Origin of the sequence: Pseudomonas sp. WS 5051 (assembly GCF_012985715.1) — a bacterium.
Lineage (GTDB): Bacteria > Pseudomonadota > Gammaproteobacteria > Pseudomonadales > Pseudomonadaceae > Aquipseudomonas > Aquipseudomonas bubulae.
On the sequence record NZ_JAAQWV010000007.1, the window covers coordinates 106,638 to 121,916 of the forward strand.

Here is a 15,279-nt window from a genome sequence, read left to right on the forward strand (position 1 = left end):
ATGGCTAGGCAGCAACGGGTGGTGATTGTCGGGGGCGGTGTCATAGGCCTGCTGACTGCGTTTAATCTGGCGGCTGATGTAGAGCAGGTGATTGTGCTGGAGCGTGGCGGGGCGGGCCAGGAGTCCTCCTGGGCCGGCGGCGGTATTGTTTCGCCGCTTTATCCGTGGCGCTATAACTGTGCTGTAACGGCCCTGGCGCACTGGTCTCAGGACTTTTATCCGCAATTGGCCGAGCGTCTGTTTGCTTCGACGGGTATTGATCCTGAAGTACACACCACCGGGCTGTACTGGCTGGACCTGGACGATGAGGCTCAGGCGCTGGAGTGGGCCGGGCGCGAAGGGCGACCTCTGGGGGCGGTCGATATGTCGGCAGTCCATGATGCCGTGCCCGTGCTGGGCGGTGGTTATGCACACGCAATTTATATGGCTAATGTGGCCAATGTGCGGAATCCGCGGTTGGTGAAATCGCTGAAGGCTGCACTGCAGGCGATGCCGAATGTCACTGTGCATGAGCAGTGCGAGGTGCTCGGTTTTGTTCGCGAAGGCGAAAGAGTTTGCGGGGTCAATACGGCCCGGGGTGAGATTCGCGGCGACGAGGTGGTGTTGTCGGCCGGGGCCTGGAGCGGTGAGTTGTTGAACGGGCTGGGGCTGGAGTTGCCTGTGGAGCCGGTCAAGGGGCAGATGATCCTGTACAAATGCGCATCTGACTTTTTGTCGTGCATGGTGCTGGCAAAAGGGCGTTATGCCATTCCCCGCCGTGATGGTCATATCCTGATCGGTAGCACGCTGGAGCATGAAGGCTTTGATAAAACCCCGACCCTTACGGCCCTTGAGAGCCTCAAGGCTTCGGCAGTCGAACTGATCCCGGCCCTGGCCGATGCTGAAGTGGTGGGGCACTGGGCCGGGCTACGGCCAGGTTCGCCCGAGGGCATTCCGTATATTGGGCGGGTGTCAGGTTTTGATGGTCTGTGGCTCAACTGCGGGCACTATCGCAACGGTCTGGTATTGGCACCGGCGTCCTGCCAATTATTCGCGGACTTGCTGCTGGGGCGTGAGCCGATTATCGACCCGACGCCTTATGCGCCAGAGGGGCGGATTTAAGCGGCTACAAACACAGAGGGATTTCTGTCGATACTCTGTTGTAGATCAAGCCCTATTGTGGGAGCGAGCCTGCTCGCGAACGACCTTCGCGAGCAGGCTCGCTCCCACAGTTGCCGTTTTCCTGTCGTAGCCTGCGGCAGCGATCACAGGTGGCTTAACCCCTTGGTTTTGGCCCTTGCTCCAGATGCTGCTGGGTGCAATACCACTCTTGTTGCTGGCTCAGGGCGCGGTCACGGGGCAGGTGTACGCCACAGTGGGCGCAGCGCACCATTGGCTGAGCGCTCGGGTCGACCGGTTTTTTGGTCGCGGCCATACCGGTCTTGTATTTGCGCCACAGCCAAACGCCTGCAGCAATCAGCGCTGCCCAGATCAGTAAACGAAGCATGGTAATTCGCTATTCGAGAAAAGATGCACCAGTTTAGCCAAGGACCTGGCAGGCGCACAGCGGTAAATCAAACATAAAAAAAGAGCTCCGAAGAGCTCTTTTTTTATGTGCTGAACGATCAGTCGAACAGGCCCAGGGTCATGTAGCTGAACCAGGAGCGGCTTTTACCTTCAGCTTGCGGCTCTTCGATGATGTCGCCATCGGCATCCTTTGGCTTCAGTTCTGCCGGGATTGCATCCTTGGCATCCTGGTACTGCTTCTGGATATCCATGTTTGCACGGGTTTCACCCGGTGGCAGCGGTGTGCTGGATTCGATCAGGCCCAATGTGGCCTTGCTCAGCCATGAACGGTTGTCCGACTCGGAAACCTGCGGCACAAACTGGCCGTCTACCAGGCTCGGGTGGTCCGGGTAGTTGGTCTTGAGCACTTCAAGGCTGGTGTTGGCCAACTGGTCGAGATGCATGCGCTGGTAGGACTCAACCATTACCGCCAGGCCGTCGCCGACCGAAGGAGTTTCCTGGAAGTTTTCGACCACATAGCGGCCACGGTTGGCAGCGGCTACATAAGCCTGACGAGTCAGGTAGTAATCGGCTACGTGGATTTCATACGCTGCCAACAGGTTGCGCAGGTAGATCATGCGCTGCTTGGCGTCGGGTGCGTAGCGGCTGTTGGGGAAGCGGCTGGTGAGCTGGGCGAACTCGTTGTAGGAGTCGCGTGCAGCGCCCGGGTCACGCTTGCTCATGTCCAGCGGCAGGAAGCGCGCCAGCAAGCCAACGTCCTGGTCAAAGGAGGTCAGGCCCTTGAGGTAGTAGGCGTAGTCAACGTTCGGATGCTGTGGATGCAGGCGGATAAACCGTTCGGCAGCCGACTTGGCCGCTTCGGGCTCGGAGTTCTTGTAGTAGGCGTAAATAAGTTCAAGCTGGGCCTGGTCGGCGTAGCGACCGAACGGGTAGCGTGACTCAAGGGCCTTGAGTTTGGCGGTAGCACTGGTATAGCTGTGGTTGTCCAGGTCGGCCTGTGCCTGCTGGTACAGCTCCACTTCGCTGAGGTTTTCGTCAACGACTTCTTTAGTCGACGAGCAAGCGGCGGTCAGTGCGAGGATGGCGATCAGCAGCAGGTGTCTCACTTGCATGGCGGCTTGCGTCCCTATGACGGCCGCTGTCTTGGGCGGGTCCGTCCTGTTATGATGAGTGCCCCGTGAAAAGCCTCGGGGCAAAAGACGCCGTATTTAACCACAAGCGCGCAGCCGAAACCAAAGGCTTGGCGCGGTCCTGATGAGCATGTCCGAGAAAATTCAACTTCGCGAAGAGGTGCCGTCCGAACTGGGTGGCCAACGCCTCGATCAAGTCGCCGCACAATTATTCGCTGAGCACTCGCGCTCGCGCCTTTCCGCCTGGATCAAAGACGGCCGCCTTACTGTGGACGGAGCCGTCATACGCCCCCGTGACATCGTACACGGCGGTGCCATCCTGGAGCTGACTGCAGAGCAGGAAGCCCAGGGTGAGTGGATCGCTGAAGACATCCCCCTGGATATCGTCTACGAAGACGATGACATCCTGGTCATCAACAAGCCTGCGGGCCTTGTGGTGCACCCGGCTGCAGGGCATGCCAGTGGTACTTTGCTCAATGCCTTGCTGCATCACGTACCGGACATTATCAATGTGCCGCGTGCGGGGATCGTGCATCGCCTGGACAAGGACACCACCGGTCTGATGGTGGTCGCCAAGACCATTCAGGCGCAGACACAACTGGTTACACAGTTGCAGAGCCGCAGTGTCAGTCGTATCTATGAGTGCATCGTTATCGGTGTCGTGACCGCCGGGGGCAAGATCGACGCGCCTATCGGCCGTCACGGCCAGCAGCGCCAGCGCATGGCGGTAATGGAAGGCGGCAAGCAGGCGGTCAGTCATTACCGTGTGCTTGAGCGTTTCCGTTCCCACACCCATGTGCGGGTAAAGCTGGAAACCGGTCGTACGCACCAGATTCGTGTGCATATGTCTCATATCAACTTCCCGTTGGTCGGAGACCCTGCCTACGGCGGTCGCTTCCGTATTCCGCCGTCTGCCAGCGTGACGATGGTCGAGTCCCTGAAAAACTTCCCGCGTCAGGCGCTCCATGCCCGTTTCCTCGAGCTGGATCATCCGACGACCGGTAAGCGCATGAGCTGGGAATCAGCACTGCCTGACGACTTTGTCTGGCTGTTGACGTTGCTCAAGCAAGACCGTGAGGCATTTATCGGGTGAACACCTTCCTGATTCCTGACTGGCCAGCGCCGGCAGGCATCCGGGCCTGTGTGACCACCCGTGCGGGCGGCGTCAGTGTGGCGCCGTTCGACAGCTTCAACCTGGGCGACCATGTAGGCGACGACCCTGTTGCCGTTGCGCATAACCGCCATCGCCTTACCCATATTTTTGACGTACAGCCCGCCTGGCTTAGCCAGGTTCACGGGGTTGTGGTCGCACCTGCCAATCCCGAACTGATTGTTGAGGCCGATGCCAGCTGGACGGCCACCCCCGGTATTGCCTGTACGGCAATGACGGCGGATTGCTTGCCTGCATTGTTCTGCGATCGTGCTGGCACTCGTGTTGCGGCAGCCCATGCCGGTTGGCGCGGGCTGGCGGCCGGGGTGCTTGAAGCCGCCGCGCTAAGCCTCAATGTTGCGCCACAGGAGCTGCTTGTGTGGCTGGGGCCGGCCATTGGCCCCAAGGCATTTGAGGTCGGGGCCGAGGTGCGGGAGGTCTTTGTAAAAGACATGCCCCAGGCCGAAGCCGCCTTTGTGCCCAGCATCAATGCCGGGCGTTTTATGGCCGATATCTATGAGCTGGCGCGTTTGCGTCTGGCCCGCTTCGGTATCACGGCTGTGTACGGCGGGGGTTTTTGCACCGTGACCGACCCGCGTTTCTTCTCCTATCGGCGCAGTCCCAATACTGGCCGCTTCGCATCACTGGTTTGGATCGAAAGACCGTCCAGCTGATCTGCGTCATTTTCCAAACGCTTGAAACTCTCGTAATCGCCCGCATCTACTATGGTATCTGGCAGGTTTCTTCATTCAGGAGTTTCCATCCCTCCGGCCTGCTCATAAGGAAGGTGACGAATGCGTATAGATAGATTAACCAGCAAGTTGCAATTGGCGTTGTCCGATGCTCAGTCATTGGCCGTTGGCCTCGATCATCCGGCCATCGAGCCTGCGCACTTGATGCAGGCATTGCTGGAACAGCAGGGCGGTTCGATCAAGCCGTTGCTGATGCAAGTCGGTTTCGATGTAAACAGCCTGCGTAAAGAGCTGACCAAAGAGCTCGATCAGCTGCCAAAAATTCAGAATCCGACTGGCGACGTAAACATGTCGCAGGATTTGGCACGTCTGTTGAACCAGGCGGATCGTCTGGCGCAGCAAAAAGGCGACCAGTACATCACCAGCGAAGTTGTATTGCTGGCGGCGATGGACGACAACAGCAAGCTGGGCAAGTTGTTGCTGGGTCAGGGCGTGAGCAAGAAAGCCCTGGAAAATGCCATCAACAACCTGCGTGGCGGCGAAGCGGTCAATGACCCGAACGTTGAAGAGTCACGCCAGGCGCTGGACAAGTACACCATTGACCTGACCAAGCGCGCCGAAGAGGGCAAGCTCGACCCGGTGATCGGTCGTGACGATGAAATTCGTCGCACCATTCAGGTCCTGCAGCGCCGTACCAAGAACAACCCGGTACTGATCGGTGAGCCTGGCGTGGGTAAAACCGCGATTGCCGAAGGTCTGGCACAACGGATCATCAATGGCGAAGTGCCTGACGGCCTCAAGGGCAAACGTCTGCTGTCCCTGGACATCGGTGCGCTGATTGCCGGTGCCAAGTTCCGCGGTGAGTTCGAGGAGCGCCTGAAAGCAGTGCTTAACGAGCTGTCGAAGCAGGAAGGGCAAGTCATCCTGTTTATCGACGAATTGCATGTCATGGTTGGCGCCGGTAAAGGCGAGGGTGCCATGGATGCGGGCAATATGCTCAAGCCTGCATTGGCTCGCGGTGAGTTGCACTGCGTGGGTGCGACCACGCTCAACGAGTACCGCCAATACATCGAGAAGGACGCAGCACTTGAGCGTCGCTTCCAGAAAGTACTGGTGGACGAGCCGAGCGAAGAAGACACCATTGCGATCCTGCGTGGCCTTAAAGAGCGTTATGAGGTTCACCACAAGGTAGCGATTACCGACGGTGCGATCATTGCTGCGGTCAAACTCAGCCATCGTTACATCACCGACCGGCAGTTGCCGGACAAGGCGATTGACCTGATGGACGAGGCTGCCAGCCGTATCCGCATGGAGATCGACTCCAAGCCTGAGGTACTGGACCGTCTTGAACGTCGTTTGATTCAACTGAAGGTTGAAGCCCAGGCGTTGAAGAAAGAAGAAGACGAGGCCGCGAAAAAACGCCTCGAGAAATTGCAGGAAGAAATCGAGCGTCACGAGCGCGAATACTCGGACCTCGAAGAGATCTGGACCTCGGAAAAAGCCGAAGTGCAGGGTTCTGCCCAGATCCAGCAGAAAATCGAGCAGGCGCGCCAGGAGCTTGAAGTGGCCCGCCGCAGCGGCAACCTCAACCGCATGGCCGAGTTGCAGTACGGGATCATCCCTGATCTGGAACGCAGCCTGCAGATGGTCGACGAGCACAGCGGCAAAACTGAAAACCAGTTGTTGCGCAGCAAAGTGACTGAAGAGGAAATCGCGGAAGTGGTATCGAAGTGGACGGGTATCCCGGTCTCCAAGATGCTCGAAGGCGAACGCGACAAGCTGATGAAAATGGAAAGCCTGTTGCATGAGCGCGTGATTGGCCAGGACGAGGCCGTAGTGGCTGTGTCCAACGCCGTGCGGCGTTCCCGTGCCGGCCTGAGTGACCCGAACCGTCCTAGCGGCTCGTTCATGTTCCTCGGCCCGACCGGTGTGGGTAAAACCGAGTTGTGCAAGGCGCTGGCCGAGTTCCTCTTTGATACTGAAGAGGCGATGGTGCGGATCGATATGTCCGAGTTCATGGAGAAACATTCCGTGGCTCGACTGATCGGTGCACCACCAGGCTATGTGGGCTACGAAGAAGGCGGTTATCTGACCGAAGCGGTACGGCGCAAGCCTTACTCGGTGATCCTGCTGGATGAAGTCGAGAAGGCTCACCCGGACGTGTTCAACGTGTTGCTGCAAGTGCTGGAAGACGGTCGCCTGACTGACAGCCACGGCCGTACCGTGGACTTCCGCAACACGGTGATCGTGATGACCTCCAACCTGGGCTCTGCACAGATCCAGGAGCTGGTGGGCGATCGCGAGGCACAGCGTGCAGCGGTGATGGATGCGGTCAGCACCCACTTCCGTCCGGAGTTCGTGAACCGGATCGACGAAGTGGTGATCTTCGAGCCTCTGGCCCGTGATCAGATTGCTGGCATCGCCGAAATCCAGTTGGGTCGTCTGCGCAGTCGTCTGGCTGAGCGTGACTTGAGCCTTGAGCTGAACCAGGATGCTCTGGACAAGCTGATTGCGGTTGGTTACGACCCGGTTTATGGCGCACGCCCTCTGAAACGTGCGATCCAGCGCTGGATCGAGAACCCGCTGGCACAACTGATCTTGTCCGGTCAGTTCTTGCCTGGCACCACCGTGACAGCCAGCGTGAAGGACGACGAAATCGTCTTCGCATAAGGTTTGAAAGCGGTGTTTTAAGAGAGGCCTCGCTTTGCGAGGCCTTTTTTTTCTAGGGTGTTGATCTGTAAGGAAAACGCTTGTAATATGCGCCCCGCAGCAAGCAACCCGTAATAGCGACTTGGCCCAAACCGAGAAGCCCGCTGGAAGAGCTAAGTAATTGTCTTCTAACGAAAAATAAGGGTTGACAAGGCTTTTAAAGCTTGTAGAATAGCCGACCTCAGAGACGCCAACGCAGCGATGCGAAGAACTCGAAGAGTGTTGCTAAGCAGTAAGGCAGCAACGTTACAAATTGAAATATGTAGTTCCGCGATAGCTCAGTTGGTAGAGCAAATGACTGTTAATCATTGGGTCCCTGGTTCGAGTCCAGGTCGTGGAGCCATTTTCAAGCCGGGGTATAGCGCAGTCCGGTAGCGCGCCTGCTTTGGGAGCAGGATGTCAGGAGTTCGAATCCCCTTACCCCGACCATTTTTGGGTCGTTAGCTCAGTTGGTAGAGCAGTTGGCTTTTAACCAATTGGTCGTAGGTTCGAATCCCACACGACCCACCATTTTTGGCTCCAGTTCGCTGGGGTTAGATCTTAAGATCAGAGGCCAAAAGCACTGATCGAAGAAGGCGCCTCTTGAAGGTGCTTTTTTTTACCGGGGTATAGCGCAGTCCGGTAGCGCGCCTGCTTTGGGAGCAGGATGTCAGGAGTTCGAATCCCCTTACCCCGACCATTTTCTGCCCGGCAGTAATGGGTATAGAAAATAAGGCGCTGATGCCAGTTGCATCAGAGGCCATAAAAGAGCGTCCTTACGGACGCTTTTTTATTGTTGTAAAAGTTGAAATATGCAGTTCCGCGATAGCTCAGTTGGTAGAGCAAATGACTGTTAATCATTGGGTCCCTGGTTCGAGTCCAGGTCGTGGAGCCAGTTTCAAAGAATTTTTGGGTCGTTAGCTCAGTTGGTAGAGCAGTTGGCTTTTAACCAATTGGTCGTAGGTTCGAATCCCACACGACCCACCATGTTCGGCTCCAGTAGCCATAAAAAAAGCGTCCATTGGACGCTTTTTTTATGCCTGTAGGAAACGTAACCCTGTAGTCGCAGCCTTCGTTCTTCGGCAGCTGCTACGAGGTTTTTGCTTCAGCTTGGGTTTGCAGCCTTGTTGTCCGCGTCCTGAAGATCCTGCAGCGCGGCCGAATACTGATCTGCTTCTGCCTTGGGAACCATCTGCCATGACGGCTTGCGCAATGCATAGAAGATAAACGGCGGCACGCCTGCGACGATCAATCCCAGCAACAAAATCCCCGCATATTCGAAAAACGGCATGCTGCTGAAACTGTTGGGCGGAATAAAGCCGAAAATCAGCGCCACGCAGGTTGAAAACAACCCCAAGTAGCACCAGCCATGCAGCCCCTTGAGCACATAGCCGCGTTTTACATTGGGCTGTGTTTTACGCAGTTTCATGGCCGCCATAAACATGAATACGTAGATGATCAGGTACATCAGCGCCGCCATCGCACTGATCATCCAGAAGGCATCGGATACATTGTCGAGAAAGATGTAAATCGTCGACAGCAGCGTGACGATAACGGCCTGTAAATACAGAATGTTTTTTTGCACGCCTTTTTTGTTCACTTCCTGCATCACAGGTGGAAGCATTCCGGCCTTACCGACGAACAGCAAGCCGGTAGACGGCCCGGCAGTCCAGGCCAGTACCCCGCCCAACGCACCGATAATCAGCAAAATGGCCATGATCGGGGTTGCCCATGGCATGTCGAAGCCCTGGAAGAACGCAGCGTAAGCCTGGATAACCCCGGCGGTAAGGCTGGTTGAGTCAGCGGGTACCACCAGCGAAATCGCCACCGTGGGCGGGATAAACACCAGCAGGATCATAAAGAAGGCCAAGAGAATCGCCCGGGGCATTTCCTTTTGCGGGTTACGCAATTCACGGGCGTGAATGGCGTTCATTTCGATACCGGCAAACGCCAGGAAGTTACTCACAATCAGTACCAGGCCGGTAATGGCGCCGGTAAATTCCTGCCAGAAGTCCGGGTGCAGGTTGCGCGAGCCGGATTTGACTGTGGAGTGGGTATCGAAAATGGCCGGGATCAAGGCATCCCAAGTCAACGGGGTGGCTGATTTATGCCCCAGCACCAGCCAGGCGACGCCGAGCAAAACCAGCAGCGCGGCGGGTAATGCGGTGCCCAGCAGCATGAACCATGACGTCAGCTTCGACAGTGCTGTCAGCCCGTTAAGTGCCACAAATGTCGATAGCCAGTATAAAACGATGATGACGGCGGCAGTAAATACACCGCTTTTGGCCAGTTCAGGGTTGATCAGATACGCCATGGTGCTGGCGCCAAACCCGAGCACAATCGGGTACCAGACCACCACTTGTACCCACATGAACCACATGATGAAAAAGCCCGGGCGGTCGCCGTAGGCTTGTCTTACCCAGCCATAAATCCCGCCGTTCCAGCCTGTGCCCAGTTCAGAGGCGACCAGGGATACCGGAATGAAAAACAGCAGTGCGGGGATGACATAGAGAAAGACCGAGCCCAGACCATAGACGGCCATGCTGGGTAACGAACGAATACTGGCAACAGCGGCAACCATCATAAAGCAGATGGTCAGCCAGGACATGTAGGTTTTAGCTTTGCTGGTGGTAGCCATAAGTATCCCGCTCCCTTACGCGAATTCGTGCAACAGGCTCAGATTGAGCGTGCGGCTAAGGTATTCGGCGGCCAGTTGACCGCGAACGCTGTTACCGGCTCCGTCCAGTGGCGGGGCAAAGGCGGCGATGGCGCACACCCCCGGAACCACCGCCAGAATGCCGCCGCCGACCCCGCTTTTTCCGGGCAGGCCGACTTTGTAGTACCAGTCTCCGGTGGTGTCATACAGGCCATTCAGGGTCATCTCGGAGAGGATTGGCGCCACGTTGTTGGCCCGAACCGCGCGTTTTCCGCTGATCGGGTTGACGCCACCATTGGCCAGGGTAGCGCCCATGGTCACCAGGTCATGGCAGGTGATCGCCACGGAACATTGACGGGTGTAGACGGCGCACACTTCCATCGGGTCGGCGTACATATAGCCGTAACTCTGCAATAGCCAGGCAATGCCGCGGTTGTGCTGGTTGGTCTTGGCTTCCGATTGATAAACCTCGTCGTTGACCGTCAGTTCACGCCCGGCGAAAAGGTTGTAAGTCGCCTGGATCTGGTCCCAGCGCGCTTGCGCCGTATCGGCTTCGAGGAGGCTGACAGTGGCCATGGCGCCTGCGTTTACAAAGGGGTTGAGCGGTCGGCCCTTATGCAGTTCCAGGGCAATCACCGAGTTGAACGGCTCACCTGTGGGGTCGCAACCGATCTTGCTGCGCAAGGCTTGCGGTCCCACTTCATCGAGTACATGGGCGAGGGTGAATACCTTGGAAATCGACTCGATGGCGAAGGCGTAATCGGTGTCGCCGACTTCTGCATGGGTACCGTCGCAGAACATGATGCTGATGCCGAACAGATGGGATGGCACTGAGGCCAGGTAAGGGATGTAGCTGGCGTTCTTGCCGTGCTGATTGCTGGCAAACCGTTGCAGGGACTGGTCCAGCGCCTGTTTTACCGTGCTGTCTACGGTCGTGGGTCTTTGCTTCATCGTGCTCGCTCCGTGAGTACTATCGAGAATCGAGACTATAGATCGGAAAATGCACGGTGGTCGGAAATCGGACGGCAGACCTCAAATGCTTGGCTATGCTGGCTGGGCCGAAGCTGAGCCAGAGTTGCAACGGCGGGCTCATAGATTGACCAATACTCAAGGAGAGTTCACATGGCACTGCACCGTATCAAGCGCAACAAGGACGTCGACCCCGTATTTGGTTCTTCTGCGCTGGCTCATGCCGCTGCAATCAAGCTGTTCCCCGAGGCTGAGCAAGCGCCGGGTGAGGTTTTCCAACTGGTCCACGATGAGTTGTATCTGGATGGAAACTCCAGGCAGAACCTCGCGACCTTTTGCCAGACGTGGGAAGAGGACGAGGTCCACAAGTTGATGGACCTGTCGATCGACAAGAACATGATCGACAAGGATGAGTACCCGCAGTCTGCGGAGCTGGAAAACCGCTGTATTCATATGCTGGCGGACTTATGGCATTCGCCGGAAGCGGCTACCACCATCGGTACTTCCACCGTAGGCTCCAGCGAAGCCTGCATGCTGGGTGGTCTGGCTGCATTGTGGCGCTGGCGTGCGGTGCGCAAGGCGGCAGGCAAGCCGACAACTACGCCGAATATGGTGTGCGGTCCGGTGCAGGTGTGCTGGCACAAATTTGCCCGTTACTGGGACGTCGAAATTCGTGAAGTGCCGATGTCGGAAGGGCATTGGTTTATGACCCCCGAGGACATGCTGGAGCGGGTCGATGAAAATACCATCGTCGTAGTGCCGACCTTTGGCCAGACGTTCACCGGGCTGTATGAAACCGTAAAGCCGTTATCCGATGCTCTGGATGACTTGCAAAAAAGCACGGGTCTGAATATTGATCTGCACGTCGACGGTGCAAGTGGCGCGATGCTGGCTCCGTTTTGTGCGCCGGATATTCTTTGGGATTTCCGCGTGCCGCGGGTCAAGTCCATCAGTACCTCCGGGCACAAGTTCGGCCTGGCTCCGCTGGGCGCGGGCTGGGTGGTTTGGCGGGATGAAAAGGAACTGCCTGAAGGGCTGGTGTTTCATGTGAATTATCTGGGGGGTGATATGCCTACGTTCGCCCTTAACTTTTCACGTCCGGCCGGGCAGATCATCTCGCAGTACTACAACTTCTTGCGTCTGGGGCGTGAAGGCTATGAGCGTATTCATTCAGCCTGCTACCAGACGGCACAGTTTCTTGCGGCTGAACTGGTCAAGGTCGGACCGTTCGAGATGCTCTATAACGGTGACCCGCAGCTGGGGATTCCGGCGTTGACCTGGCGTCTGAAGCCAGGGGCGAAAACTTCATATTCGCTGTATGACCTGGCAGACCGGTTGCGCACCCGTGGCTGGCTGGTACCTGCGTATAGCTTGCCGGCAAATGTCGAGAACGTAGTGGTGCAGCGGATTCTGGTGAAGCAGGGTATGTCGATCGACATGGCCAAGTTGTTGCTGGAGGACTTTGTGCGCGCGGTGAAATTCTTTGACGAGCATCAGCCCCACGGCTTTAAAGGCCGTGAAGCCGAGGCGGGTAATCACGCGGGGCGCTGATTACGCGGCGCTGTAGATACTCTGTTGTAGATCAAGCCCTATTGTGGGAGCGAGCCTGCTCGCGAACGACCTTCGCGAGCAGGCTCGCTCCCACAGTTGCAGTTTTTACTGTCGCAGCCTTCGGCAGCGACTACAGAGTAGTCGCACTTAGTGCAGTTTCAGGCGCGGCTCGGTGCCGCGTCCGATCCTGCTGCCCAGCATCAGCATCAAGGTGCGGAAGGTGCCGTACAGCGCCATCTGGTGCATGCGATATAGCGAGATATAGAACATCCGCGCCAACCAGCCTTCCAGCATAACGGTACCCATCAGGCTGCCCATCAAGTTACCCACAGCCGAAAAGCTCGACAGGGAAATCAGCGAGCCATAATCGCGGTAGGTGTAGTCCGGCAGCTGAGTTTTACCTTCAATGCGCAATTTCAGCGACTTGGCCAGCAACGACGCCTGCTGGTGAGCAGCCTGGGCGCGAGGCGGCACCAGCTTGTCGGTGCCGGGTTGCGGACAGGCGGCGCAATCGCCAAAGGCAAAAATATTCTCGTCACGGGTGGTTTGCAGGGTAGGGCGTACCACCAACTGGTTAATGCGGTTGGTTTCCAGCCCGGCAATTTCCTTCAAGAAGCCAGGTGCACGAATGCCCGCAGCCCAAACCTTCAAACTTGCAGGAATCACCTGACCATCTTTGGTTATCAAGCTGTCAGCAGTTACTTCGCTGACTGCGGAGTTGGTCAGCACGGTGACCCCGAGTTTTTCCAGGGTTTTATGCACAGGCCCGCCGATACGGTCCGGCAGGGCAGGCAATACCCGTGGGCCCGCTTCGATCAGGGTGATATGCATGTTTTCCGGCTTGATCCGGTCCAGGCCATAGGCTGCCAGTTCGTGGGCGGCATTGTGCAGTTCGGCAGCCAGCTCGACTCCGGTTGCACCTGCGCCGACAATGGCCACGCTGATCTGTTCGAGCGTATCGCTTTGCCCTGCGTGGGCACGCAGGTAATGATTGAGCAGTTGCTGATGAAATTTCTCGGCCTGCTTGCGGGTATCGAGGAACAGGCAGTGTTCGGCCGCGCCTTTGGTGCCGAAGTCATTGGTGGTACTGCCCACCGCAATCACCAGGGTGTCGTAACCCAATTCGCGGGCAGGTACCAGTTCCTGGCCGTTTTCGTCGAGGGTTGCCGACAATGAGATCTTTTTCAGTTCACGATCCAGCCCGCTCATGCGGCCCAGCTGGAACTGAAAGTGATTCCATTTGGCCTGGGCGACGTAGTTGAGCTCGTCTTCCGATGAGTTCAATGAGCCGGCAGCGACTTCATGCAGCAGCGGTTTCCAGATATGGGTCAGGTTGGCATCGACCAGCGTGACGCTGGCCTTGCCGCGCTTACCCAGAGTCTTGCCCAGGCGGGTCGCCAACTCCAGGCCGCCGGCGCCGCCGCCGACGATAACAATACGATGGGTCATGGATATCACTCACAAGGCTTGAAAAAAATTCTGTGCCTGAGTAGCCCCGGGCGAGCGCAATGCAGCTCATAGCGCCAGGTAACTCAGGAGGCGGCTCAAAAGGCCCATGCCGATCACCGCGATCACCACTATGGCAAGGAGCAGCCAGGGCCTGAAAGGGCGGCGCTCAACCTGATTTTGTGGCAATTGAAGGTACTCTTCGACACGCTTCAGATCATCGGGGTTCAGGCGACTGGGCATATTTTTGGCCTCGTCAAATAGACGTTGCTGGGTGTGTAAAAGCTACAGCATTGATCAACCGGGATGAAATGAAGCATAGCCGTGCGGGCCTAACGGCTCGACCCGCAGTTCGTCGTCTAGACGAATGATCCCGCTTTCGATTACCCGGGCCGTGATCCCGCCGTGGCCACGTACCGCCTGAAAAGTCCCCTGGCCCAGACGCTGCTCCAGTCGGGCACAAGGCTGACACCAGCCAGTGGTTTCGAAAATGGCCTGGCCAACCTTGAAGCGCCGGCCTTTGAGGCTGAACAGGTTGATTCCGCGGATCACCAGGTTACGGCGCAAGTCCTGCGCCAGGATCGGCTGATCCTCCGTGCGCCCCAGCAGTGAGCTGATAACGGCCAGGTGTTCCCATTGTATCAGCGTCACCTGGCGGGCATTGCGGGCGCCGGGCCGGGCATGATCGCCGGTCAGCCCGGCTTCGCGGCGGGCTTCAACCGCGTCGAGTTCGAGCATGTCTGCCCGGGACTCGGGGCGTACGCCGATCCAGCACACGCGCCCGGTTTGCGGCACATCGGCAATAAGCGCCTGCAACGGGCTCACAGGCTGATACCCACATCAAAAATAATGCTGCGTCCCAGGTTGTTGCGCAAAAAATCCGGAGCGTCCGGTTGGGCAAACAGCACCCGGGCAAAGGTCGGCCCTACCAGCGACAGCGAGCGCCAGCCCTGGCGCAAATATTCAGTCGGCGGCGGAAAGTGGCTGTTAAGGTCCAGCACTTCGCGCTTGAGGCTGGAAAACGCAATGATATCCAGCTGCCCCAGGTCGATATCGCGCTCTTTGTAGTTAGTGGCTTTTTTATGCAGGGTGGGGCCCAGCCGCTGCAACAGCTTGCTCGCCGGAATCCGTTTGGGCCGTGCTTCGCGACGGACCAATTGGCTAAGGGAGTAGGCGCTGCGCCTGCGCTGCAGTTCCGCGCGCCATTCATCGTTAAGGCGCCGGCCCTCATCGAGGACAAAGAACACCTCAAAGCGTGCATCGCCGAACAGCACATCGGGAGGCTCCTGGCCCGCCTGCCGGAAATCTTCACTGTGGTAGGGGATATTCAGGCCTTGCAACAGGCGCTGGCAGACCCAACGCTCACGCTCCCATTTGCGGGCATTGGATAAAAAGGCATTGGCTTGCTCGGCCTGGATGGTGAGCAGGCGTAAATAATCTGAGTCGTCCATGCACGCAGCTTAGCCTTGAAACAGGTGTTACTGAAAGTCC

At 57.4% G+C, this 15,279-nt stretch carries 13 protein-coding genes and 6 tRNA genes; 11 read left to right on the forward strand and 8 right to left on the reverse strand.

Annotated features, from left to right (window positions below; translation table 11 throughout):
* Positions 1 to 1,101: a glycine oxidase ThiO gene (gene thiO, locus HBN79_RS13430; protein WP_169916793.1), complete on the forward strand. Its 1,101-nt coding sequence runs from the start codon at positions 1 to 3 to the stop codon at positions 1,099 to 1,101.
* 154 nt (positions 1,102 to 1,255) lie between these two features.
* Here the strand turns inward: thiO and HBN79_RS13435 are convergent, their stop codons facing one another.
* Both HBN79_RS13435 and HBN79_RS13440 read right to left on the reverse strand, forming a co-directional pair.
* Entirely contained in the window at positions 1,256 to 1,486 is a 231-nt protein-coding gene (locus tag HBN79_RS13435; RefSeq protein WP_094999338.1) for a PP0621 family protein, read from the reverse strand.
* 118 nt (positions 1,487 to 1,604) lie between these two features.
* Positions 1,605 to 2,618, reverse strand: a complete 1,014-nt coding sequence (locus HBN79_RS13440) for an outer membrane protein assembly factor BamD (protein WP_094999337.1) — start codon at positions 2,616 to 2,618, stop codon at positions 1,605 to 1,607.
* Between the two features lie 148 nt (positions 2,619 to 2,766).
* On the opposite strand from HBN79_RS13440, the gene rluD reads away from it, so the two are divergent.
* The 9 genes from rluD to HBN79_RS13485 all read left to right on the forward strand — a co-directional run bounded on the left by rluD (position 2,767) and on the right by HBN79_RS13485 (position 8,153).
* The gene (rluD, locus tag HBN79_RS13445; RefSeq protein WP_094999964.1) at positions 2,767 to 3,729 is read left to right on the forward strand and encodes a 23S rRNA pseudouridine(1911/1915/1917) synthase RluD; all 963 of its coding nucleotides are present in this window, start codon (positions 2,767 to 2,769) and stop codon (positions 3,727 to 3,729) included.
* Complete coding sequence (pgeF, locus tag HBN79_RS13450; RefSeq protein ID WP_094999336.1) at positions 3,726 to 4,460, forward strand: peptidoglycan editing factor PgeF; 735 nt, start codon at positions 3,726 to 3,728, stop codon at positions 4,458 to 4,460. The genes rluD and pgeF overlap by 4 nt, the downstream gene beginning before the upstream one ends.
* Before the next feature lie 120 nt (positions 4,461 to 4,580).
* Positions 4,581 to 7,148 (forward strand): ATP-dependent chaperone ClpB, encoded by a 2,568-nt coding sequence (clpB, locus tag HBN79_RS13455; RefSeq protein WP_094999335.1) that lies wholly within the window; start codon positions 4,581 to 4,583, stop codon positions 7,146 to 7,148.
* A gap of 306 nt (positions 7,149 to 7,454) precedes the next feature.
* Positions 7,455 to 7,530 (forward strand) — tRNA-Asn (locus HBN79_RS13460).
* Between the two features lie 9 nt (positions 7,531 to 7,539).
* Positions 7,540 to 7,616 (forward strand) — tRNA-Pro (locus HBN79_RS13465).
* Positions 7,617 to 7,621: 5 nt separating this feature from the next.
* Positions 7,622 to 7,697 (forward strand) — tRNA-Lys (locus HBN79_RS13470).
* A 92-nt stretch (positions 7,698 to 7,789) separates the two neighbouring features.
* Positions 7,790 to 7,866, forward strand: a tRNA-Pro gene (locus HBN79_RS13475).
* 119 nt (positions 7,867 to 7,985) lie between these two features.
* Positions 7,986 to 8,061: transfer RNA gene (locus HBN79_RS13480), tRNA-Asn, on the forward strand.
* Positions 8,062 to 8,077: 16 nt separating this feature from the next.
* Positions 8,078 to 8,153 (forward strand) — tRNA-Lys (locus HBN79_RS13485).
* Between the two features lie 118 nt (positions 8,154 to 8,271).
* Here the strand turns inward: HBN79_RS13485 and HBN79_RS13490 are convergent.
* The gene (locus HBN79_RS13490) at positions 8,272 to 9,804 is read right to left on the reverse strand and encodes an amino acid permease (RefSeq protein ID WP_095001626.1); all 1,533 of its coding nucleotides are present in this window, start codon (positions 9,802 to 9,804) and stop codon (positions 8,272 to 8,274) included.
* Positions 9,805 to 9,819: 15 nt separating this feature from the next.
* On the reverse strand, positions 9,820 to 10,773 hold the full coding sequence (gene glsA, locus HBN79_RS13495) for a glutaminase A (protein ID WP_095001625.1): 954 nt from the start codon (positions 10,771 to 10,773) through the stop codon (positions 9,820 to 9,822).
* A 171-nt stretch (positions 10,774 to 10,944) separates the two neighbouring features.
* On the opposite strand from glsA, the gene HBN79_RS13500 reads away from it, so the two are divergent.
* Complete coding sequence (locus HBN79_RS13500; protein ID WP_095001624.1) at positions 10,945 to 12,342, forward strand: glutamate decarboxylase; 1,398 nt, start codon at positions 10,945 to 10,947, stop codon at positions 12,340 to 12,342.
* A 147-nt stretch (positions 12,343 to 12,489) separates the two neighbouring features.
* Here HBN79_RS13500 and HBN79_RS13505 read toward each other — a convergent pair whose 3' ends face one another.
* From HBN79_RS13505 to HBN79_RS13520, 4 genes are all read right to left on the reverse strand, one after another.
* Entirely contained in the window at positions 12,490 to 13,791 is a 1,302-nt protein-coding gene (locus tag HBN79_RS13505; RefSeq protein ID WP_095001623.1) for an NAD(P)/FAD-dependent oxidoreductase, read from the reverse strand.
* A 66-nt stretch (positions 13,792 to 13,857) separates the two neighbouring features.
* Positions 13,858 to 14,031, reverse strand: a complete 174-nt coding sequence (locus HBN79_RS13510; RefSeq protein WP_088378952.1) for a DUF3094 family protein — start codon at positions 14,029 to 14,031, stop codon at positions 13,858 to 13,860.
* A gap of 54 nt (positions 14,032 to 14,085) precedes the next feature.
* Positions 14,086 to 14,613 carry an MOSC domain-containing protein gene (locus HBN79_RS13515; RefSeq protein ID WP_169916794.1) on the reverse strand — a complete coding sequence of 176 codons (528 nt, stop codon included), beginning with the start codon at positions 14,611 to 14,613 and terminating at the stop codon, positions 14,086 to 14,088.
* Positions 14,610 to 15,239, reverse strand: a complete 630-nt coding sequence (locus tag HBN79_RS13520; protein WP_095001620.1) for a DUF1780 domain-containing protein — start codon at positions 15,237 to 15,239, stop codon at positions 14,610 to 14,612. Before HBN79_RS13520 ends, HBN79_RS13515 begins: the two co-directional genes overlap by 4 nt.
* Between the last annotated feature and the right edge of the window lie 40 nt (positions 15,240 to 15,279).